The sequence below is a fragment of the Pseudomonas sp. PSPC2-3 genome, assembly GCF_049898265.1.
Lineage (GTDB): Bacteria > Pseudomonadota > Gammaproteobacteria > Pseudomonadales > Pseudomonadaceae > Aquipseudomonas > Aquipseudomonas veronii.
The window spans coordinates 40,186-60,924 of sequence record NZ_JAFCXJ010000010.1 but is presented as its reverse complement, the minus strand read 5'-3'; the positions used below and the strand labels follow the sequence as shown (position 1 = coordinate 60,924).

Genomic DNA, 20,739 nt, shown 5'->3' with positions numbered 1-20,739 from the left:
CATGCGCCGCCGTTGAACGATGCACGGTGTGCCCTCATCTATTGTCCCTATTCCCTTCTTTGGTGCGTATTCCGCTATGAGTTCCGCTCTGTCCATCCGGCAGCTAACCAAAACCTACGGCAACGGTTTCCAGGCCCTGAGTGGTATCGATCTGGACGTTGCCGAAGGTGATTTCTTCGCCTTGCTCGGCCCCAATGGCGCCGGCAAATCCACCACCATTGGCATTCTCTCGACCCTGGTCAACAAGACCAGCGGCACGGTGAATATCTTCGGCCATGACCTGGACAAATCCCCGGCGGCGCTCAAGCGTTGCATCGGCGTGGTGCCCCAGGAATTCAACTTCAACCAGTTCGAAAAGACCTTCGACATCGTCGTGACCCAGGCCGGCTACTACGGCATCCCGTCGAAAGTCGCCAAGGAACGCGCCGAGCAGTACCTGACCCAACTGGGCCTGTGGGACAAGCGCGACGTGCCTTCGCGTTCGCTCTCCGGCGGCATGAAGCGACGCTTGATGATCGCCCGCGCGCTGGTCCACGAACCGCGCCTGCTGATCCTCGATGAGCCCACCGCGGGGGTGGACATTGAACTGCGTCGCTCGATGTGGACCTTCCTCACCGAGCTGAACCAGAAAGGCATCACCATCATCCTCACCACCCATTACCTGGAAGAGGCTGAGCAACTGTGCCGCAACATCGGCATCATCGACCACGGCACCATTGTCGAGAACACCAGCATGCGCAACCTGCTGGGCCAGTTGCATGTGGAAACCTTCCTGCTCGACCTGAAGACCGAACGGTCGGCGCCGCCGCAATTGCTCGGCTACCCATGCCGCCTGGTGGACAGCCGCACCCTGGAAGTCCAGGTGGATAAAGCCATGGGCATCACCGCGCTGTTCGGCCAATTGGCGACCCAGCACATCGAAGTGCTGAGCCTGCGTAACAAAACCAATCGCCTTGAGGAGTTGTTCGTGTCCCTGGTGGAAAAAAACCTGGCGAAGGTGGCGGTATGAATTCTGAACTGCAACCCAACCTCATCGCCCTGCAAACCATCGTCTACCGCGAAGTGAAACGCTTTACCCGGATCTGGCCGCAGACCCTGCTGCCGCCGGCGATCACCATGGTCCTGTACTTCGTGATCTTCGGTAACCTGATCGGCCGGCAGATCGGCGGCATGGGCGGTTTCACCTACATGGAGTACATCGTGCCGGGCCTGATCATGATGTCGGTGATCACCAACTCCTACGGCAACGTGGTGTCGAGTTTCTTCGGCAGCAAGTTCCAGCGCTCCATCGAAGAACTGATGGTTTCGCCGGTGTCGCCGCACACCATTCTGATCGGCTACACCTTGGGCGGCGTGCTGCGTGGCTTGATGGTCGGCGTGATCGTGACCTTGTTGTCGTTGTTCTTCACCCAACTGCAAGTGCATCACCTCGGCATCACCCTGGTGGTGGTGGTGCTGACGGCGACGATCTTCTCGCTGCTGGGCTTCATCAACGCGGTGTTTGCCCGCAACTTCGATGACATTTCGATCATCCCGACCTTCGTGCTGACGCCGCTGACCTACCTGGGCGGGGTGTTCTACTCCATTACCTTGCTGCCGCCGTTCTGGCAGACCGTGTCGCTGGCCAACCCGGTGCTGCACATGGTCAACGCCTTCCGCTACGGCATCCTGGGCGTGTCGGATATCCGGATCAGCGTGGCGATCACCTTCATGGTCGTGGCCACGGCGGTGTTGTACATCGGTTGCGCGCGGTTGCTGGTGAGCGGGCGCGGGATGCGGACGTAACGCCGGATTGCACGCCGTAAAAAATGTGGGAGCGGGCAAGCCCGTTCCCACATTGGTTTCTGAATAACGTCTTTACCCTTGCAGCGCCAACTCGATCAGCGCGTGCAGCTCATCCACCGCCAGTGGCGCGGGGGAGAACAGAATGCGAAACACCGTCGGCGCCGCCAGCAGGTTGATCAGGCGGTCCGCGCTCGGCGGTGGCGGCGTGGCGTTCGGGTAGCGCTCGACGATCGTTTGAAGCTGCCCGCTCAGGATGCTCACGCAATACCCTGGCGTCTGGCTGGATTGCACATCGCGCATCATGTTGCGCCCCGGCTCCGAACTCATCTCATCCAGGTATTGCTCGGCCCACGCCCGCAGGTCGCCGCGCAGGCTGCCGGTGTTGGCCGGCGCGCTGTCCGGGCGCATGCGCGCCAGGGCCACATCGGCGAGCAACACCGAGAGGTCGCCCCAGCGGCGGTAGATGGTCGACGGCGTGACGCCCGCGCGCGCCGCGATCATCGGTACGGTGACGCTGGACCGCTCATGGGTTTCCAGCAGTTCGCGCACCGCCGAATGGACGGATTCTTGTACCCGGGCACTACGGCCCCCCGGGCGGAGGCCTTCTTTTATCGCCATGCCTGTGACCTTAACACAAAGAATTTGCTTTAAGCGGCGAGCAGTAGCACACTCGACAAAAGCAAAATATTAGCTTTAGCGGAGCGTGCCCATGTCCAGCCTCACTTCTCATCGTTCCAGCCTGGTGTTCCTGGCGATCACCTTGCTGACGTTCCTGGCGGCCTCCAGCGCGCCGACGCCGTTGTATCACCTGTACCAGGAGGGCCTGCATTTTTCCTCGGGCATGCTCACACTGATCTTCGGGGTCTACGCCTTGAGCTTGCTGGCCGCGCTGTTGACCGTGGGCTCGCTGTCGGATCACCTGGGGCGCAAGCCGGTGATTTTTGCCGCACTGGCCCTGAATATGCTGGCGATGCTGCTGTTTATCAATGAGAGCAGCGTGGCCTGGCTGATCGCCGCACGGACGCTGCAGGGTTTCGCCACCGGCATGGCCACCGCGGTATTGGGCGCGGCCCTGCTCGACACCGACCGCCAACAGGGGCCGCTGGTCAATAGCGTCGCGCCCTTGCTGGGCATGGCTTGTGGCGCGATGGGCAGCAGCCTGCTGGTGGAATTCGCGCCGCTGCCCACCCAGTTGATCTACTGGACACTGCTCGCGCTGATGCTCGGGCAGGCCATGTATGTGTGGCGTTTACCGGAAACCGTCAGCCGCATCCCCGGCGCGCTGGCGTCATTGCGCCCGACCCTGCACGTGCCGCCGCAAGCGCGCCGGGCGTTGTGGCTGTCGTTGCCGGTGGACGTGGCGGTGTGGGCCATGGGCGGCTTCTATTTGTCCCTGGCGCCGTCGCTGGTACGGGCGGCGACCGGCTCGACCTCCAACCTGATCGGTGGCGGCCTGGTCGCGGTGTTGACCTTGAGCGGCGCGCTGATGATTTTCAGCCTGCGCAATCGCCCGGCCCACAAGGTCCTGCGGTTGGGCGCCAGCCTGCTGGCCGTTGGCGTGGCACTGATCCTCGCGGCGGTCCACAGCGCCAGCCTGCCGCTGTTTTTCATCGCCACGTTGATCGCCGGCAGTGGTTTTGGCGCGGGCTTTCTCGGGGCCTTGCGCAGTGTGGTGCCGCTGGCCTTGCCCCATGAGCGGGCGGGGTTGATGTCGGCGTTTTACGTGCTGAGCTACCTGGCGTTCTGCCTGCCGTCTTTGCTGGCGGGCAATCTGATCCGCAGTTTTGGCCTCATCGCCACCACGGACGGCTATGGTGTCGTGCTGATCATGCTGACCCTCGGCGCCCTGGCCGGGTTGCTGCGCCAGGATGCATTGCGGGTCGGGTGCAAGGGCAGCGTCTGACGCTATATTGGTAAAATAGATAACAGTTAGAGATATTACCCGTTATATAGATATGCGCTCAGGTTCTACCATGGCCCCAACCTCCTACGAGGAAGAGGATTGCCATCATGACCTGCTCGACCACCCTGAACTACAAACCCTTCAGCCACCTGGCCCGTCCGCGGGAAGTGATCCGCCAGTTCACCCCGAACTGGTTCGCCGCCACCATGGGCACCGGGGTGTTGGCGCTGGCGCTGGCGCAACTGCCGGTCAATCTGCCCGGCATGTACGCCATCGCCGAAGGGTTGTGGCTGTTCACCATCGGCCTGTTCATCCTGTTCAGCGCCTTGTATGCGGCGCGCTGGGTGATGTTTTTCGACGAAGCGCGACGGATCTTCGGGCACTCCACGGTATCGATGTTCTTCGGCACCATTCCCATGGGCCTGGCTACGCTGCTCAACGGTTTGCTGCTGTTCGGCCTGCCGCGCTGGGGTGCTGGCGTGGTGCCGCTGGCCGAAGCGCTATGGTGGCTGGACGTGGCGATGGCAGTGGCCTGCGGTGTGCTGATTCCGTTCATGATGTTCACGCGCCAGGAACACAGCATCGACCAGATGACCGCCGTCTGGCTGTTGCCGGTGGTCGCCGCTGAAGTCGCCGCCGCCAGCGGTGGCTTGTTGGCGACGCACCTGGCGGATGCCCACGGGCAACTGGTGATGCTGGTGACCAGCTACGTGCTGTGGGCATTTTCCCTGCCGGTGGCGTTCAGCATTCTGACCATCCTGATGCTGCGCATGGCCCTGCATAAGCTGCCCCACGCCAACATGGCCGCGTCGAGCTGGCTGGCACTTGGCCCGATCGGCACCGGCGCCCTCGGTATGCTGCTGCTGGGCGGCGATGCACCGGCGATCTTCGCCGCCAATGGCTTGCCCACTGTCGGTGAAATCGCCTACGGCCTGGGCTTGATCGCCGGGATTACCCTGTGGGGCTTCGGTTTGTGGTGGATGCTGATCGCGGTGCTGATCACCCTGCGTTACCTGCGCGCCGGTATCCCGTTCAACCTGGGCTGGTGGGGCTTCACCTTTCCGTTGGGGGTCTACGCCCTGGCCACGTTGAAGCTGGCGAATGTGTTGCACCTGGGGTTCTTCAGCGTAGTGGGCGGTATGCTGGTGCTGGCGTTGGCGCTGATGTGGCTGGTCGTCGCCAAGCGCACCGTGCAGGGGGCCTATAAAGGTGAGCTTTTTGTTTCGCCGTGTATTGCAGGATTAGGGAATAAGTAAGCGGGATTAGGTAAAGTCGTGGCCTGAAAAAAAACCAGGCCACGCAGGAACACGGACGATGAGCCACCCCTCACAATTCACCTTGCTGCGCACACGGCGCTTTCTGCCGTTCTTCATTACCCAATTACTGGGTGCCTTCAACGACAACATCTTCAAGCAATCGCTGATCCTGGCGATTCTCTACAAGTTGAGCATCGACGGTGACCGCGCCATCTGGGTCAACCTGTGCGCTTTGTTGTTTATCCTGCCGTTCTTCCTGTTCTCGGCGCTGGCCGGGCAGTTTGGCGAGAAATTCAACAAGGACGCGTTGATCCGCGCGATCAAGGTCGGCGAGATCGTGATCATGGCCGTCGGCGCCACCGGCTTTTTGTTCAATCATCTGGAACTGATGCTGCTGGCGTTGTTTGCCATGGGTACCCATTCCGCGCTGTTCGGCCCGGTGAAGTACTCGATCATGCCTCAGGCCCTGCGCGAGGATGAGCTGGTGGGTGGCAACGGCCTGGTGGAAATGGGCACGTTCCTGGCGATCCTGGCCGGCACCATCGGCGCCGGGATCATGATGTCGTCCGCCCATTACGCGCCGGTGGTGGCGGTGGCGATTGTCGGCGTGGCGCTGCTGGGTTACCTGGCCAGCCGCGGCATTCCGCGGGCGGCGGCGTCTTCGCCGCAACTGCGGCTGGACTGGAACATCTTCAGCCAGTCCTGGGCCACCTTGCGCCTGGGCCTGGGGCAGACCCCGGCGGTGTCGCGCTCGATCGTCGGCAACTCGTGGTTCTGGTTTGTCGGCGCGATCTACCTGACGCAGATCCCGGCCTACGCCAAGGAATGGTTGTACGGCGACGAAACCGTGGTGACCCTGATCCTCACGGTGTTCTCGGTGGGCATCGCGCTGGGCTCGATGCTCTGCGAAAAACTCTCCGGGCGTAAAGTGGAAATCGGCCTGGTGCCGTTTGGCTCCTTCGGCCTGACGGTGTTCGGCCTGCTGCTGTGGTGGCATTCCGGCGGCATGCCGCAGAACGTGCAGGCCAACGACTGGCTGGCGGTGCTCGGGTACGGCCAGGCCTGGTGGGTGTTGTTCGATATCCTCGGCCTGGGTGTGTTCGGCGGCTTCTATATCGTGCCGTTGTACGCACTGATCCAGTCGCGCACCGCCGAGAACGAACGGGCGCGGGTGATCGCCGCCAACAACATCCTCAACGCGCTGTTCATGGTGGTCTCGGCGATTGTGTCGATCCTGCTGCTGAGCGTGGCCAAGCTGTCGATCCCCGAGCTGTTCCTGGTGGTGTCGCTGCTCAACGTGGCGGTCAACGCCTACATCTTCAAGATCGTCCCCGAGTTCACCATGCGTTTCATGATCTGGCTGCTCAGCCATTCCATGTACCGCGTCGAGCATCACAACCTGGAACTGATCCCGGACGAAGGCGCGGCCTTGCTGGTGTGCAACCACGTCTCTTTCGTCGATGCGCTGTTGATTGGTGGCGCGGTGCGTCGGCCGATTCGCTTTGTCATGTACTACAAGATCTACCACTTGCCGGTGCTCAACTTCATCTTTCGCACCGCCGGGACGATTCCGATTGCCGGGCGTAATGAAGACATCCAGATCTACGAAAAAGCCTTCACACGAATTGCGCAGTACCTGAAGGACGGCGAGTTGGTGTGCATCTTCCCGGAAGGCAAGTTGACCAGTGATGGCGAGATGAACGAGTTCCGCGGTGGTGTGACGCGCATTCTGGAAGAGACGCCGGTGCCGGTGATTCCATTGGCGTTGCAGGGCTTGTGGGGGAGTTTTTTCAGCCGCGACCCTAACAAGGGCTTCTTTCATCGCATTTGGTCGCGCGTGACACTGGTGGTCGGCCAGCCGGTAACGGCGCAGGCAGCGACACCGTCGCACTTGCAGGGTTTGGTCGGGGAACTGCGGGGGGCGGTGAAGTAGCGAGCCGGGTTTACTCGGCATGCGTGCTGCTGGCGAGCGGTGTGGCGCCAGGATGTTCCGGCGTGACGCGGCTCCTTCATGCCCAGTCCGGTAATTTTTCACTCTATTGGAGGAACGTTTTCGGTCAGCACGCCACAGAGTTATCGTCTTCCTCTGCGTATGACGGGAGCTAACGATGGACTCAACTTCTACTTCTGCTTCTGCTGCTTCACCGCAGCCGCAGCTGGCTTACTCCGGCGAAGATCAAAAAGCCAACTCGGCCTATCGCGCGGCGAGTGATCCCGTCAGACAGGCCGCCCATGCGGCTCCGATCACTGCCAATGTGCCGTTTATGTACAACAATACTCATGGGCCATCCAGGGTGGAGATCGGTTCAGTCGAGGCTGGCCCGGTGACTTATGGCAGTGACTCCGATCTCCAGCGGCGTGCAAGGCAATCTGATGCTGCGCCGGCCGATTCATACTTCCAGAGCGCGCCCAGTCGTGAACAGGTTCGCGCCAAGGCCGAGGGCCGGCAAGGCAGTATTGATTTTGGCAGCCCTTCATCACCGTCTGCGCCGACCAAGGTCGACCCGAGTCGGGGATACCATGATGGCAATGTCAGCATTACTCGCGAACGTGGCACCTCGTCTCGTGCACAACGGAACCATGAGACCCTTCGCATCAAAACCGGCAATGGTGATGATTCTATCCATATCGAAGAAAGCCGGGACGGTGGGCTCCTCGCGCAGATCAATGGGAAGTCCTACGACATTCAACATCATGAAAATCCCGCAATCAAACAGGGCGTTGTGGTCGAAACCGGCGGGGGGAATGATGGCGTCAGCATCGGTTACGGGGGGAGTCGGGAAACGTTTATCTATGCCGGCGCGGGTAACGATACGGTTTACGCCGGGTCGGGCAAGACGAATGTGTTCGGCGGGGAGGGTTCTGACGTGATTAACCTGGGCAGCGGTGAAAGCTACGCCGAAGGTAATGATGGAAATGACTTTATCACCGGGGGCAGTGGCAATGCTGTGATTTACGGTGGCAAAGGCAGCGATGAATTGCGTGCAGGCGGAGGGCCAGATACCAAAACCAACTACGTGGATGGCGGGGAGGATAACGATCTGATTTATGGCGGAAGGGGGCACAACATTCTGCATGGCGGACCGGGCGATGACCATATCGTCGGGGGAGACAGCAATACTATTTATACCGGGAGGGGGCGGGATACTGTCCAGACAACCAATGAAAATGATCGTGTCTTCGGACGGCGAGGGGTCGACGATCTGAGCCAGCTCCGTTCCGAGTCAGGCTTTCGGGAAGTCGCCCCCCTTGACGTCGGTCATCGCGGGATCAAAGTCGAAGGAAGCCCGGAGTTCCGCCAGCGTGTAAATGATGACCTTGAGTTTCTCAGAGGCTCGCCGGTGGGGCAGAGGGTGCTTGCAAAAATCGATTCGCTTGAAGCGCCTGTCAAGATCCGACAAGGGGCCGATGGTAGTTTCTATGACTACAGTGATCCAGGTCTCGGAGTTACGCGCAGCGATGAAGGCCGCCGTGCTGATTATGGCGACGGTTTTGTCAAAGACGGCGTTGCGGGCATACCTGCAACAGATCCGGTCCTGACGTATCAACCTAACTTCATTGTGCCGGGGGACCAACGGCCTCCGATCGTTGTTCTGCAACATGAGCTCGCCCATGCGATCAATTTTGGTGAAGGCTCTGCGCTGACAGGTACGACTTTTTCAGGCACCAAAATGGTGGGCTACGACTCAAATGGCCGACCCCGGTTTATGCCGGTGTACGAGGATAATTTTGAGCGCCAGGCGGTCGGACTCTTCACCAGCCACGCCCCCTATAAATTCGACCCGAATCTGCCGGCCTCCACCTACAACGTCTGGCCCTTCACCGAAAACGCGCTGCTCTACGAGTTTGGTTTGCCATTACGCCAGCGCTATACGTAACCATGCGTCGATCGTTGCTGCGGGGGGAATTATGTAGGTGGGGGGCGAGACTGCGTGCCGGCAGAGGCTACGCGCTGATCTTGAGCCCCACCAACCCGGCGATGATCAACGCCACACTGGCCAGCCGGAACAGCGCCATGGATTCCCCGAACAGGATAATCCCGGCGATCACCGTGCCCACTGCACCCACGCCGGTCCAGATGGCGTAGGCGGTGCCCAGCGGCAATTCCTTCATGGCCAGCCCCAGCAGGCCGAGGCTGATGGCCATGGCGGCAATCGTCAGGGCGGTGGGCAGCGGCTTGCTAAAGCCGTCGGTGTATTTCAAGCCGACGGCCCAGCCGACTTCGAACAGCCCGGCGAAAACCAGAATGATCCAGGACATGATGACCTCCCTCTATAAAAGCGGGGTCGTCCCCTGATGTGTACGCGATAGCGTCGCGGGGTCGTCCCCGCGGCGTTCGGTAGAGTGCCGAAGATTGATCAAACGATCAAGTTTTTGCAGTGGCTTCCAGGGTGCGGCGGTCTTCCTTTTCGCTCATGCGGCGGAAGTACGTCGACAGCAGCGCCCCGGAAATATTGTGCCAGACACTGAACAGCGCACTCGGCACTGCGGCCAGCGGCGAAAAATGCGCGCTGGCCAGCGCGGCACCCAGCCCGGAGTTCTGCATGCCCACTTCCAACGCCAGCGACTTGCGTTGCGCCAACGGCAGCTTGAACAGGCGACCGGTGAAATAGCCCAGCACGTAACCGAAGCTGTTGTGCAGCATCACCACGGCCATGATCAGCAGGCCCGACTCGGCGATCTTGGCCTGGCTGGCGGCCACCACGGCGGCGACGATGATCACGATGCTCACCACCGATACCAGCGGCAGCACCTCCACCGCATGGCGGACCCGCTCGCCGAGCACACGTTGCGCCACCACGCCAAGCACGATCGGCAACAGCACCACTTGCAGGATCGACCAGAACAATTCCATGAACGACACCGGCAGCCAGGCCGAAGCCAGCAGCCAGATCAGCGCCGGGGTCAGCAGTGGCGCGAGGAGGGTGGTGACGGCGGCGATCGCCACCGACAACGCCAGGTCGCCACGGGCCAGCCAGGTCATCACGTTGGACGAGGTGCCGCTTGGGCAGCAGCCGACGAGGATCACGCCGACGGCGATTTCGGGCGGCAGGTTGAAGGCCCGGCACAGCAACCAGGCCACGCCCGGCATGATCACAAAGTGCGCGACCACGCCCAGGGCCACGCGCCACGGATGGCGGGCGACTTCGGCGAAGTCTTCGAGTTTGAGGGTCAGCCCCATGCCGAACATCACCAGGCCCAGCAGCGGGACGATGGCGCTTTTCAAGCCGATGAACCAGCCGGGTTCGACGAAGGCCAGCACAGCAAAGATCAACACCCAGTAGGCGAAGGTATTGCCGACGAAGCGACTCAAGGCGGCGAGTGCGCGCATGGGGAAGTCCTTATTATTAGGTGTACGGAAAAACCATTGTAGGAGCGAGCTTGCTCGCGAAAATCGTCAACGATGACGCGGGCATTTTGAATGCACGCGGCGCGCTCAGGTTTTTCGCGAGCAAGCTCGCTCCTACAGTAAGGCGATAGTGCGCTTAGATACCCTGTGGGGTCTCTTCGCCGCCCAGTGCTTCGATCAGCGCCGGCAGGAATTCGCCGAAGGTCAGCATCATCAGGGTAAAGCTGGCGTCCAGTTGGCCCAGGGCTTCGTCGCCACCGTCCTGTTCGGCCTGGTCCTGCAGCAGGTCTTCGAACTTCAGGCGCTTGACGGTCATCTTGTCGTCGAGCATGAAGGACAGCTTGTCCTGCCAGGCCAGCGACAGTTGGGTCACCACTTTGCCGGTGCTCAGGTGCAGCTGGATTTCTTCGCTGGTCAGGTCCTGGCGCTTGCAGCGCACGATGCCGCCGTCTTCGTGGGTGTCGCGCAGTTCGCATTCGTCGAGGACGAAGAAGTCATCGGCCGGTTTCTGGGTGGTGACCCAGTCGGTCATGACCGCGGTTGGCGCGGTTTTCACGGTGAGTGGGCGCACCGGCAGGGTGCCGATCACTTCACGCAGGGTCGACAGCAGGTCTTCGGCGCGTTTCGGGCTGGCCGAGTTGACCAGGATCAGGCCCTGTTTCGGCGCGATCGCGGCGAAGGTCGACGAACGACGGATAAACGCGCGCGGCAGGAAGGCCTGGATGATTTCATCCTTGATCTGGTCCCGTTCCTTTTTATAGACCTTGCGCATTTGCTCGGCTTCGATCTCTTCGACCTTCTCTTTCACGGCGTCACGCACCACGCTACCCGGCAGGATGCGTTCTTCCTTGCGCGCAGCGATCAGCAGGAAATCACCGCTGACGTGAACCAGGGGAGCGTCTTCGCCTTTACCGAAAGGTGCGACGAAACCGTAAGTGGTCAACTCCTGGCTTGCACAAGGGCGCGCCAGTTTGGTGGCCATTGCAGTTTCCAACGCCTCGGCATCAACAGGCAGATCTTGGGTCAGGCGATAGATAAGCAGGTTCTTGAACCACATGGGGTGAGTCTCTCCTTTATACAAAGGGGGGCATTATTGTCTTGATAGCGGCTGAGGCCAACCCTGCCTAAGCCATTGGAAGGGCTGAAAAAAAAGATTTAAGAAAGTGCTTGCCAGACCTTGGGTCGCTCCGTAGAATGCGCGCCACACCGAAACGAAGGGTGATTAGCTCAGCTGGGAGAGCATCTGCCTTACAAGCAGAGGGTCGGCGGTTCGATCCCGTCATCACCCACCATTCGCTTTATGTGTTACGCGCAGCGGTAGTTCAGTCGGTTAGAATACCGGCCTGTCACGCCGGGGGTCGCGGGTTCGAGTCCCGTCCGCTGCGCCATATTCGGTAACCTGGAACGCTGAACGCCAGGTCACCACAGAAAGCCCGCTCATTGAGCGGGCTTTTTTTTGCCTGGGATTCGGCGCCCTGGCGACGCCGCCCAACCTGCGTTCGCTGTGTGGTGAGATCGATCGGCGGTACACTTTCGCGGGCAATCTTCCGAACCAGCTTACTTCTCGCGCTTTTTCACGCGCGGCAGGGGACACCTCGAAGGCGGCAACATACGGTGAATATCGATACCCGCATCAAATTCCGCCATCTGGTGTGCTTTCTCGAAGTGGCGCGCCAGGGCAGTCTGGCGCGCGCCTCGGAAAAATTGGCGATCAGCCAGCCGGCGCTGTCCAAGACCCTCAAAGAACTCGAAACCCTGCTGACCGCCACTTTATTCGTGCGCAGCAAAAGTGGCGCGGCGTTGACTGAAGCCGGAGTGGCTTTTTTGCGTTATGCCGGGCCGAGCGTACAAGCGCTGCGAGAAGGGGTGAATAGCCTGCGTGCCGGCGAGCACGAACCCTTCACCGCCAGGCTCGGCGTGCTGTCCACCGTGGAAAGTTTGCTGGTGCCCGAGGTCGTCTGTCGTTTGCATGCCCGACATCCCGCGTTGGTCGTGAGCGTGGTGACCGGGCCGAGCGCGTACCTGTTGTCGCAATTGCGTGTAGGGGAGTTGGACCTGGTGGTCGGACGCATGACCGATAGCCCGCAGATCCTGGGGCTGATGTTCGAGCATCTGTACAGCGAATCCATGACCCTGGTGGTGCGTAACGGCCATCCGCTATTGGCTGACCCGCAGGCGCATGAACATATCGAAAATTATCCGCTGGTGTTGCCGCTGGCGGGGACGACGATCCGCAAATACGCCGACAGCCTGTTTGTGCAGCACGGCATCAGCCCGCCGCGCCAGCGTCTGGAAACCCTGTCGTTGATCTTGAGTCGGCGTTATGTGCAGGGCAGTCAGGCGATCTGGGTCGCGCCTTTTGATGCGGTCAGGCAGGACCTGAATCGAGGTGATCTGTTTGAGTTGGAGCTGGGTATTCGTGAACCCGGTGGTTCTGTGGGGCTGTGCAGCAATCCCGCGCTGACGATGTCCATGGCGGCTCAATGGTGCGTGGAGGTGTTGCGCGAGGTGGGCGAGGAATATCGCGAAGGCTGCTATCCATAACCATCTGGATATGGATAGGGTCGGTTTTTTCAGTGTTGGAGGGCGCCTGATCAGGCGAGACTGGGGCGGTGATTGCCGGTTACCCAGCGTTCACCCCTGATTTTCATCCATAACAAAAAGGAAACCGACATGTCTGATGCGGACAACAGCCGTTTCGTCATTCGTGATCGTAATTGGCACCCCAAAGCCCTAACGCCTGACTACAAAACCTCGATCCTGCGTTCCCCGCGTCAAGCCTTGGTGAGCATCCCCCTATCCCGCTCGGAAACCAGCGGCCCGGACTTTTCCCACCTGAAGATGGGGCAGCACGATAACGATCTGCTGCTGAACTTCAACCACGGGGGCTTGCCCATCGGTGAGCGCATCATCGTCGCCGGTCGGGTCTGTGACCAGTATGGCAAGCCGATTCCCCATACCCTGGTGGAGATGTGGCAAGCCAATGCCGGTGGTCGCTATCGACACAAGAAAGACAGCTATCTGGCCCCCATCGACCCTAACTTCGGCGGCGTCGGCCGTGCCTTGACCGACCGCGACGGCAACTACAGTTTCCGCACGGTCAAGCCCGGTCCGTATCCGTGGCGCAATGGTCCCAACGACTGGCGTCCGGCGCATATTCACTTCTCCATCAGTGGCCCGTCGATTGCCACGCGATTGATCACCCAGCTGTATTTCGAAGGTGACCCGCTCATCCCGATGTGCCCGATCGTCAAGTCGATCGCCAATCCGGATGCGGTGCAGAGCCTGATCGCAAGGCTTGATATGAGCATGGCCAATCCCATGGATTGCCTGGCTTATCGCTTTGATATCGTTCTGCGCGGTCAGCGCAAGACCCACTTCGAAAACCGTTGAGGAGGCACGTCCATGCCCGTTGAACTTCTGCCTGAAACCCCGTCGCAAACCGCCGGTCCTTACGTGCATATCGGCCTGGCGCTGGAGGCGGCAGGCAACCCGCCCCGCGAGCAGGAAATCTGGAACGAAATGGCCAAGCCTGGTGCGCCGGGGGAGCACATCCTGTTGCTGGGCCATGTCTATGACGGCAACGGTCACCTGATCCGCGATGCGTTCCTGGAATGTTGGCAGGCTGACCACGAAGGCGTTTACGACAGCGACTACAACCTGGAAAAGCCCTTCAACGGTTTTGGCCGCACGGCGACCACGGATACTGGCGAGTGGCAGATCCATACCGTCAAGCCGGGCACCGTGAAGAACGCTGCAGGTGTGCCGATGGCGCCGCACGTCAATGTTTTGCTGTTCGCGCGGGGCATCAATATTCACTTGCAGACCCGGGTGTACTTCGACGACGAAGCCCATGCCAATGCGGTCGATCCGGTGCTGAATCTGATCGAGCAGCCTCAACGTCGGGAGACGCTGGTCGCCAAGCGTTGCACGGTTGATGGCAAGTTGGCTTATCGTTTTGATATCCGCATACAGGGCGAAGAAGAAACAGTGTTCTTCGACTTCTGACGGAGGGGGGGCACGGCAAGCCCGCTCATTGAGCGGGCTTTTTGCGGTCTGGGCTTTGGAAAACCCAGTGCGGGGTGACCTGATAACGAGCCATCGGGTAAACGCAATAGCGCCGCGTTTGGCCCAGAAGAAGCCCGTTTTTACCGGGGCGCGCCGCTCATTGAAAAATATTTAAAATAAATTGCATTTAAATCAACACATTGCGGATTTTTCGTATATGATGCGGCCCACACCGAAAGTGAAGGGTGATTAGCTCAGCTGGGAGAGCATCTGCCTTACAAGCAGAGGGTCGGCGGTTCGATCCCGTCATCACCCACCATTCGCTTTATGTGTTACGCGCAGCGGTAGTTCAGTCGGTTAGAATACCGGCCTGTCACGCCGGGGGTCGCGGGTTCGAGTCCCGTCCGCTGCGCCATATTCGGTCACCTGGAATGCTGAACGCCAGGTCACCACAGGAAGCCCGCTCATTGAGCGGGCTTTTTTTTGTCTGCAATTCAGTTCGGCTCTCCCTGTGCGGCCTCGGCGTGGAGGGGCGCGATGGGGCGTCGACCGAGGAAAATCAACACCGCCGCCGCCGTCAGCAAGGTGAAGCCCGCCAGCAGTTGCAACAAGTTGTTGAAGCCGGCGATATAGGCCGTGCGCAACACCGCCACGGGCAGGCTCGCACTGGCGTGCTGCACATTGCCCATGACCAGGCTCTGCGCAATGACGGAAACGTCCAGCGCCGTGTGCTGCGGCAGATGATGCGCAACCAGGGCGCTCAACACCGCCAGGGTAACCGCCAGCGCCACGCCTTCACTGGCCACGCGTGTGGTATTGAAAATCCCCGCCGCCATGCCCGCACGTTCTTTGGGAACCACGCTGATCGCCAGCCCGTCCATCAAGCCCCATGGCAACCCGGTGCCGATGCCGATGATCAGCATCGCGACCACTGTCTGCCACGGCTGGCCGACCTGAACCAGGCTCAGCGCATACAAGCCCGCCGCCGCGATCAGCAGGCCAATGGCGCACAGCACGCCCGCCGACAGCCAGCGCGTGAGCGTCGCCGCGAGCATCGGCACCCCCAGCATGGGCGCCGACAGTGCGAGCATCATCAAGCCTGCCTCGGACGCGCCGTGGCCTTCGACGCCGATAAAGCGCAGCGGCAGCAACACGATCAGGACGATGTAGCAGTAACAGGTGCCGATCGGCAGCAGTTGCACGCCAAGGAAGCGCGCAAAGCGAAACAGCTGCAGGTCGAGCATCGGGTGGCGGACGCGATGTTCAACGAGGATAAACACCAGCAGCAACACGGCGGCCGCCGCCAGCAGGTACCGTGTGCTCGCCGCGCCCCAACCCTGTTCCGGCGCGAGGATGACCGCTGTGGTCAAGCTCACCAGCATGGCCGAAAACGTCAGCACGCCGGCCGTGTCCAGGCGCAGTGCCCGGGGATCGCGGCTTTCCCGCAGGGTCGGCGCGGCGAGCATGAGCGAGAGGCCTGCCAGCACGGCCGTGCCGAGGAAAATCGCGCGCCAGCCCCACTGTTCGATCAGCAGCCCCGACAACAGCGGGCCAAACGCCAGCCCCGCGCCGAAGGTGGTGCCCAGCAGGCTGAAGGCGCGCGTGCGCGCATGCCCGTCAAATTCCTGGGCCAGCGCCGCACAACCGCTGGCCAGCGCGATGGCCGCCGCGACGCCCTGCAGTGCGCGCAAGGCATCCAGCCAGAGCATGCCCGGTGCCACCGTCAGCCACAGGGAGGCGCCAGTAAACAGTGCCATGCCCCATAAAAACAGGCGCTTGCGCCCATAGCGGTCGGCGAGGGTGCCGGCGGCCATCAACAAGCTGCCGAAGCTGAGCATGAACGCGTTGGTGATCCACGCCAGTTGCGTGGGGTGGGCGGCGAATGTCTGGCCGATAAATGGCGTGGCGACAGCGCCGCCGGTAAAGCTCATGGGCAACACCAACGCCGCCAGGCAAATCGCGGCCAGGATGGCATGGCGGCCCGGGGCGGGCAGGGTCTCGGTGGTGGTGTGCATGGGGGGGCATTCCGGCTGTTTTATGAAGACAAAGACTCTAGACAGGATGCAATCATCGATAAACAGCCTTACATTCCACTCATAACGGACTGAATGGATGTAATGACGTGACGGATAATCTCAGCGGCGTGATCGCCTTCGTCAAAACGGCAGAAGCCCTCAGCTTCGTGGGGGCAGCGCGGGCACTGGGGGTTTCCGCCTCGGCGGTGGGCAAGAATGTCGCCAAACTCGAAGCCTCGCTGAATGTGCGCCTGCTGCACCGCAGCACGCGCAAAGTCGGCCTGACCGCCGAAGGTCAATTGTTCTACGAGCGCTGTCGGAAAATTCTCGACGACCTGCACGACGCCCGCGCCATGCTTTCCCATGCCATACAAGCGCCCCGTGGCAAATTGCGCGTCAGCCTGCCGACCATCGGCTACCGCTTTCTCTTTCCGCATATGCTCGCGTTCAGGCAGACCTACCCGGAGATCGAGCTGGAACTGGATTTCAACGACCACCTGGTGGATGTGATCGAGGAGGGCTTCGACGTGGTGATCCGCAGCGGCGGCCTGGCCGATTCGAGCTTGATGGCCCGCAAGCTGGGGCCGTTCAGGTTTGTGCTGTGTGCATCGCCCGCGTATCTGCGCGAGCACGGGCGGCCGGCAACCCTCGCCGATCTTGAGCGCCACCCATGCCTGCGTTATCGGTTTGCCACCACCGGCAAGATCATGGACTGGACGTTGTCCGCCAACCCCGCGATCACGGCGTTGCGCCTGCCCACGGCGCTGACGTTGAACAATATGGAAGCCATGCTCAGCGCCGCCGTCGACGGCCACGGCATTGCCTACGTGCCGGACTTTCTCGCCCGCGAAGCGCTCGCCCAAGGGCAGTTGGACACCGTGTTGGAGGGCCACTGCGAGGACGAGGGCCAGTTCTGGGCGTTGTGGCCGTCCAGTCGCCATCTCTCGCCGAAAATCCGCGTGTTCGTGGACTTCGCCGCCGCGCGCCTGTTCACAACCCGACCAACCGGTAGCCCACCTGCAACTCGGTAATGAAGTACTGCGGCTGCGCCGGGTCGGCCTCGAGTTTTTGCCGCAAATGCGCCATGTGTACACGTAGGTAGTGGGCGCGGTCGACGTAGTCCAGGCCCCACACGTCCAGCAGCAGTTGCCGGTGAGTCAGCACCCGGCTCTGGCCGCGAATCATTGCGCAGAGCAAGCGGTACTCGATGGGCGTCAGGTGGACCGGCTGGCCCGAGCGCGACACTTCATGGGTGGCCAGGTCGACCTCGATCTCGCCGAACGCCACCTTGCTGGTCGCCACCACGCTGCCGGTCTGCCCGTGCCGGCGCAGTTGGGCGCGGATGCGTGCGAGCAGTTCGGGCACGCCGAACGGCTTGGTCAGGTAGTCATCGGCGCCGGCGTCCAGGGCGGCGACTTTTTCTTCTTCGCGGTCACGCGCCGACAACACCAGGATCGGCACCGCCAGCCAACCGCGCAGTTCGCTGATCAGTTGTTTGCCATCGCCGTCCGGCAGGCCGAGGTCGACGATCACCAGGTCCGGCTGACGGCTGGCGGCATGGATCAGCGCGCGTTTGACGCTGTCGGCCTCGAACACCTGAAAACCTTCATCTTGCAGGGCAATGCCGACAAAGCGGCGGATGTTGGCCTCGTCTTCAACAATCAGAATGCGTGCAGTGCTCATAAGGGGTCCATGACGGGCGGGGTGCCCGCCGGTAGCGTGATGATGAAATGCATGCCGCACGCGCGGCCGGGGTTGGCGTCGATGCGCCCGCCGTGGGCCTCGACGATGCGTTTGGCCAGCGCCAGGCCCAGGCCGATGCCGGCGACGGACGATTCCTGCTGGCCGCGGGTGAAGGGTTCGAACAGATTCGCCGGCGCATGGCCGGGGCCGGTGTCGCTGACCTCCAGCACAATGCCCTCGCCGACCTGGCTCGCGGCCACGCGGATAGCGGTGCCCGGCGGGGTGTACTTGGCGGCGTTGTCCAGCAGGTTGACCAGCACCCGCTCGATCAGCAGCGCGTCGACTTCAACCAGCGGCAAGTGCGCGTCGAGCGTGGTGTGGACAGGGTGCCGCGCCAACGGTTCGCGCAATTGGCGCAGGGCGCTGCCGACGATTTCTTCCAGCGAGTGCCATTGGCGGTTCAGGCGCACGCCGCGTTCTTGCATGCGTGCCATGTCCAGCAGGTTTTCGATCAGGCGCTGCATGGACGTGGCTTGTTCGTGGATGCCGTGCAGCAGATCGGTCAGCGGCCCCGGCGGGGCGTGGGGCAGGGCGGTGTCGGCGGCGCCGATCAGCGTGGTCAAGGGCGTGCGCAGGTCGTGGGAAATCGCCGCGAGCAGGGTGTTGCGCATTTTCTCGCCTTCCATCTGCACCAGGGTGCTTTGCGCCACCTCGACGAAATGCACGCGCTCCAGGGCAATCGCCAGCTGGCTCATGCAGGCTTCGAGCAGGCGGCGTTCCTGTGGGTCGTTCAGGCGCTCGCTCTGCGCCAGTTCCAGCACCAGCACGCCGCGCACGCGCATCGGCGCTTTGAGCGGCAAGTAGCAGCCCTTGGCCGCCGACAGGGTGTCGGTGCCGTGGCCGGCGGGGTGGCCGTGGTCGTAAGCCCATTGGGCGATGCTGTCGTCGATCGGTAGCCCGCCCGCGCTGACGCTGTGTACGCCATCGGCGGCATCCGGCAGGGCCAGGCCGACCCGGGCTTCGAAGACGCCGCTGAAGGTGCGCAGCGCGACTTCGCTGATGTGCTCCACGGTCAGCGCGGCCGACAGGTCGCGGGCCAGGCGCGCCAGGGAGGTTGCGCGGCGTTCGCGCGCGGCAGCGGTGCGCGCTTCGTGGCGCAGGCGCGCGGTGAGTTGGCCGGTGATCAGGGCGATGCCGAGCATCAACGCAAAGGTGAAGAAATATTGGGTGTCGTTGACGGTGAATGAATAGCGCGGCTGTACGAAAAAGAAGTCGAAACACAGCACCGCGAGCATCGCGGCCCACACGCCGGGGCCGCGTCCATAGCGCAGCGCCACCAACACGACGGTGAGCAAAAACAGCATGACCACGTTGGCCAGGTCGAACACCTGCAAGAGCAGGGCGGCGCCGGCGCTGGCGGCGAAACAGGCGAGGCTGGCCCAGAGGTAGGCCAGTCGAGTGCCGGGCAGCGCCGCGGGTTTTTCGTGCACGACGGGCTTGCCCGGCAGCAGGCCGTGGGCAATCACGATCTGATCGATTTGCGGGTGATGGCGGCTGATCCGGTCGCTGACCGACTGATGCCAGAACCGCCACCGGCGGCGCGGATGATGGCCGAGCACCAGGCGATTGGCATTGTGCTCGCGGGCGCAGGCGACCAGGGCTTCGGCGACGTCCATGCCCGGCAGTGTGGCCGTGTCGGCGCCGAATTCGCCGGCCAGGGCCAGGGTCTTCATCGCGCTCAGGTAGCGCTGGGCGCCGCGTCCCTGGGCCGACGCGACGTGGACCACAATCCAGTCCGCTTCCAGCTTCTGCGCCAGGCGCGCCGCTTCACGCACCAGGCGTTCATCGCCAGCGTCACCGGCCACGCCGACCAGCAGCCGTTCGCGGGCCGGCCACAGGGCCTTGATCGACTGTTCGCGGCGGTACACGCGCATTTGCGTGTCGACCCGGTCGGCCGTGCGCCGCAGTGCCAGTTCGCGCAGCGCCAGCAGGTTGCCCTTGCGGAAAAAATGTTGCGACGCACGCGACGCCGCCGGGCCCAGGTACACTTTGCCGTCCTTGAGGCGTTGCAACAGATCGTCCGGCGGCAGGTCGATCACCACCACGTCGTGGGCGTTATCGAACACATGGTCGGGCACGGTTTCGCGCACGCGGATGCCGATGATCCCGCTGACCAGGTCATTCAGGCTTTCCAGGTGCTGCACGTTGAGGGTGGTCCAGACATCGATGCCGGCGCTGAGCAGCTCTTCCACGTCTTGCCAGCGTTTGGGGTGGCGCGAGCCGGGCACGTTGCTATGGGCCAGTTCATCCACCAACACCACGGCGGGATGGCGGCGCAGGGCGGCGTCGAGGTCGAATTCGCTGAGCGCGAACTCGCCATGCTGCAGCGCGGCGCGGGGCAGTTGTTCCAGGCCATGGAGCCACTCGGCGGTTTCCGCGCGGCCATGGGTTTCCACCACCCCGGCCAGTACGTCGCGGCCCAGGGCGACTTCGCGTTGCGCCGCGGCGAGCATGGCGCAGGTCTTGCCCACCCCGGCGTTGGAGCCGAAGTAGATACGCAATTTGCCGCGCAAGGCGGCCTGTTCTTCTTGTTGTACCCGCGCCAGCAGGGCGTCGGGGTCGGGGCGTGCATCGTTTAAGGCGGGCATATTCTTCCTCTGGTTGTCTGTAGGAGCGAGCTTGCTCGCGAAAAACCTGAGGGTGCCGTTGGGTGTCAGGTTTCCCGCGTTATCGTTAACG

The 20,739-nt window shown here is 62.0% G+C and carries 17 protein-coding genes and 4 tRNA genes; 14 read left to right on the top strand and 7 right to left on the bottom strand.

The genetic code is table 11. The features are described from left to right. Positions 1 to 76 precede the first annotated feature (76 nt). Positions 77 to 1,009: an ABC transporter ATP-binding protein gene (locus tag ACP7E3_RS22785; RefSeq protein WP_017846833.1), complete on the top strand. Its 933-nt coding sequence runs from the start codon at positions 77 to 79 to the stop codon at positions 1,007 to 1,009. Further along, positions 1,006 to 1,785, top strand: a complete 780-nt coding sequence (locus ACP7E3_RS22780; RefSeq protein WP_017846834.1) for an ABC transporter permease — start codon at positions 1,006 to 1,008, stop codon at positions 1,783 to 1,785. The genes ACP7E3_RS22785 and ACP7E3_RS22780 overlap by 4 nt, the downstream gene beginning before the upstream one ends. Before the next feature lie 72 nt (positions 1,786 to 1,857). On the opposite strand, the gene ACP7E3_RS22775 is transcribed toward ACP7E3_RS22780, so the two are convergent. Next, entirely contained in the window at positions 1,858 to 2,403 is a 546-nt protein-coding gene (locus ACP7E3_RS22775) for a TetR/AcrR family transcriptional regulator (RefSeq protein ID WP_046384160.1), read from the bottom strand. Positions 2,404 to 2,494: 91 nt separating this feature from the next. On the opposite strand from ACP7E3_RS22775, the gene ACP7E3_RS22770 reads away from it, so the two are divergent. The 4 genes from ACP7E3_RS22770 to ACP7E3_RS22755 all read left to right on the top strand — a co-directional run bounded on the left by ACP7E3_RS22770 (position 2,495) and on the right by ACP7E3_RS22755 (position 8,822). Beyond that, the gene (locus ACP7E3_RS22770) at positions 2,495 to 3,688 is read left to right on the top strand and encodes an MFS transporter (RefSeq protein ID WP_046384159.1); all 1,194 of its coding nucleotides are present in this window, start codon (positions 2,495 to 2,497) and stop codon (positions 3,686 to 3,688) included. A 107-nt stretch (positions 3,689 to 3,795) separates the two neighbouring features. Then, on the top strand, positions 3,796 to 4,944 hold the full coding sequence (locus ACP7E3_RS22765; RefSeq protein ID WP_057005847.1) for a TDT family transporter: 1,149 nt from the start codon (positions 3,796 to 3,798) through the stop codon (positions 4,942 to 4,944). 58 nt (positions 4,945 to 5,002) lie between these two features. Continuing rightward, complete coding sequence (locus tag ACP7E3_RS22760; RefSeq protein ID WP_426124458.1) at positions 5,003 to 6,877, top strand: MFS transporter; 1,875 nt, start codon at positions 5,003 to 5,005, stop codon at positions 6,875 to 6,877. A gap of 175 nt (positions 6,878 to 7,052) precedes the next feature. Continuing rightward, positions 7,053 to 8,822, top strand: coding sequence for a M91 family zinc metallopeptidase (locus tag ACP7E3_RS22755; protein WP_426124456.1), 1,770 nt, complete (start codon positions 7,053 to 7,055; stop codon positions 8,820 to 8,822). A 67-nt stretch (positions 8,823 to 8,889) separates the two neighbouring features. Here the strand turns inward: ACP7E3_RS22755 and sugE are convergent, their stop codons facing one another. The 3 genes from sugE to rdgC all read right to left on the bottom strand — a co-directional run bounded on the left by sugE (position 8,890) and on the right by rdgC (position 11,351). Then, positions 8,890 to 9,204: a quaternary ammonium compound efflux SMR transporter SugE gene (gene sugE / locus ACP7E3_RS22750; RefSeq protein WP_017846842.1), complete on the bottom strand. Its 315-nt coding sequence runs from the start codon at positions 9,202 to 9,204 to the stop codon at positions 8,890 to 8,892. Between the two features lie 106 nt (positions 9,205 to 9,310). Continuing rightward, positions 9,311 to 10,276, bottom strand: a complete 966-nt coding sequence (locus ACP7E3_RS22745) for a bile acid:sodium symporter family protein (protein ID WP_017846843.1) — start codon at positions 10,274 to 10,276, stop codon at positions 9,311 to 9,313. A 154-nt stretch (positions 10,277 to 10,430) separates the two neighbouring features. Beyond that, on the bottom strand, positions 10,431 to 11,351 hold the full coding sequence (gene rdgC / locus ACP7E3_RS22740) for a recombination-associated protein RdgC (RefSeq protein WP_017846844.1): 921 nt from the start codon (positions 11,349 to 11,351) through the stop codon (positions 10,431 to 10,433). A gap of 159 nt (positions 11,352 to 11,510) precedes the next feature. Here rdgC and ACP7E3_RS22735 point away from each other — a divergent pair. From ACP7E3_RS22735 to ACP7E3_RS22705, 7 genes are all read left to right on the top strand, one after another. Then, positions 11,511 to 11,586, top strand: a tRNA-Val gene (locus ACP7E3_RS22735). 19 nt (positions 11,587 to 11,605) lie between these two features. Next, positions 11,606 to 11,682, top strand: a tRNA-Asp gene (locus tag ACP7E3_RS22730). A gap of 226 nt (positions 11,683 to 11,908) precedes the next feature. Then, positions 11,909 to 12,838 carry a pca operon transcription factor PcaQ gene (gene pcaQ / locus ACP7E3_RS22725; protein WP_017846845.1) on the top strand — a complete coding sequence of 310 codons (930 nt, stop codon included), beginning with the start codon at positions 11,909 to 11,911 and terminating at the stop codon, positions 12,836 to 12,838. Between the two features lie 129 nt (positions 12,839 to 12,967). After that, the gene (gene pcaH, locus ACP7E3_RS22720) at positions 12,968 to 13,687 is read left to right on the top strand and encodes a protocatechuate 3,4-dioxygenase subunit beta (protein WP_017846846.1); all 720 of its coding nucleotides are present in this window, start codon (positions 12,968 to 12,970) and stop codon (positions 13,685 to 13,687) included. A 12-nt stretch (positions 13,688 to 13,699) separates the two neighbouring features. Beyond that, positions 13,700 to 14,302 carry a protocatechuate 3,4-dioxygenase subunit alpha gene (gene pcaG, locus ACP7E3_RS22715; RefSeq protein WP_426124452.1) on the top strand — a complete coding sequence of 201 codons (603 nt, stop codon included), beginning with the start codon at positions 13,700 to 13,702 and terminating at the stop codon, positions 14,300 to 14,302. A 243-nt stretch (positions 14,303 to 14,545) separates the two neighbouring features. Further along, positions 14,546 to 14,621: transfer RNA gene (locus tag ACP7E3_RS22710), tRNA-Val, on the top strand. 19 nt (positions 14,622 to 14,640) lie between these two features. Continuing rightward, positions 14,641 to 14,717 (top strand) — tRNA-Asp (locus tag ACP7E3_RS22705). 79 nt (positions 14,718 to 14,796) lie between these two features. Here the strand turns inward: ACP7E3_RS22705 and ACP7E3_RS22700 are convergent. Beyond that, complete coding sequence (locus ACP7E3_RS22700) at positions 14,797 to 16,317, bottom strand: MFS transporter (protein ID WP_126589467.1); 1,521 nt, start codon at positions 16,315 to 16,317, stop codon at positions 14,797 to 14,799. Positions 16,318 to 16,424: 107 nt separating this feature from the next. On the opposite strand from ACP7E3_RS22700, the gene ACP7E3_RS22695 reads away from it, so the two are divergent. Further along, positions 16,425 to 17,348: a LysR family transcriptional regulator gene (locus ACP7E3_RS22695; RefSeq protein ID WP_046384153.1), complete on the top strand. Its 924-nt coding sequence runs from the start codon at positions 16,425 to 16,427 to the stop codon at positions 17,346 to 17,348. Here the strand turns inward: ACP7E3_RS22695 and ACP7E3_RS22690 are convergent. Further along, positions 17,308 to 18,000 (bottom strand): response regulator, encoded by a 693-nt coding sequence (locus ACP7E3_RS22690; protein ID WP_046384152.1) that lies wholly within the window; start codon positions 17,998 to 18,000, stop codon positions 17,308 to 17,310. The genes ACP7E3_RS22695 and ACP7E3_RS22690 overlap by 41 nt on opposite strands. Further along, positions 17,997 to 20,648, bottom strand: coding sequence for a sensor histidine kinase (locus tag ACP7E3_RS22685; protein WP_046384151.1), 2,652 nt, complete (start codon positions 20,646 to 20,648; stop codon positions 17,997 to 17,999). Before ACP7E3_RS22685 ends, ACP7E3_RS22690 begins: the two co-directional genes overlap by 4 nt. Between the last annotated feature and the right edge of the window lie 91 nt (positions 20,649 to 20,739).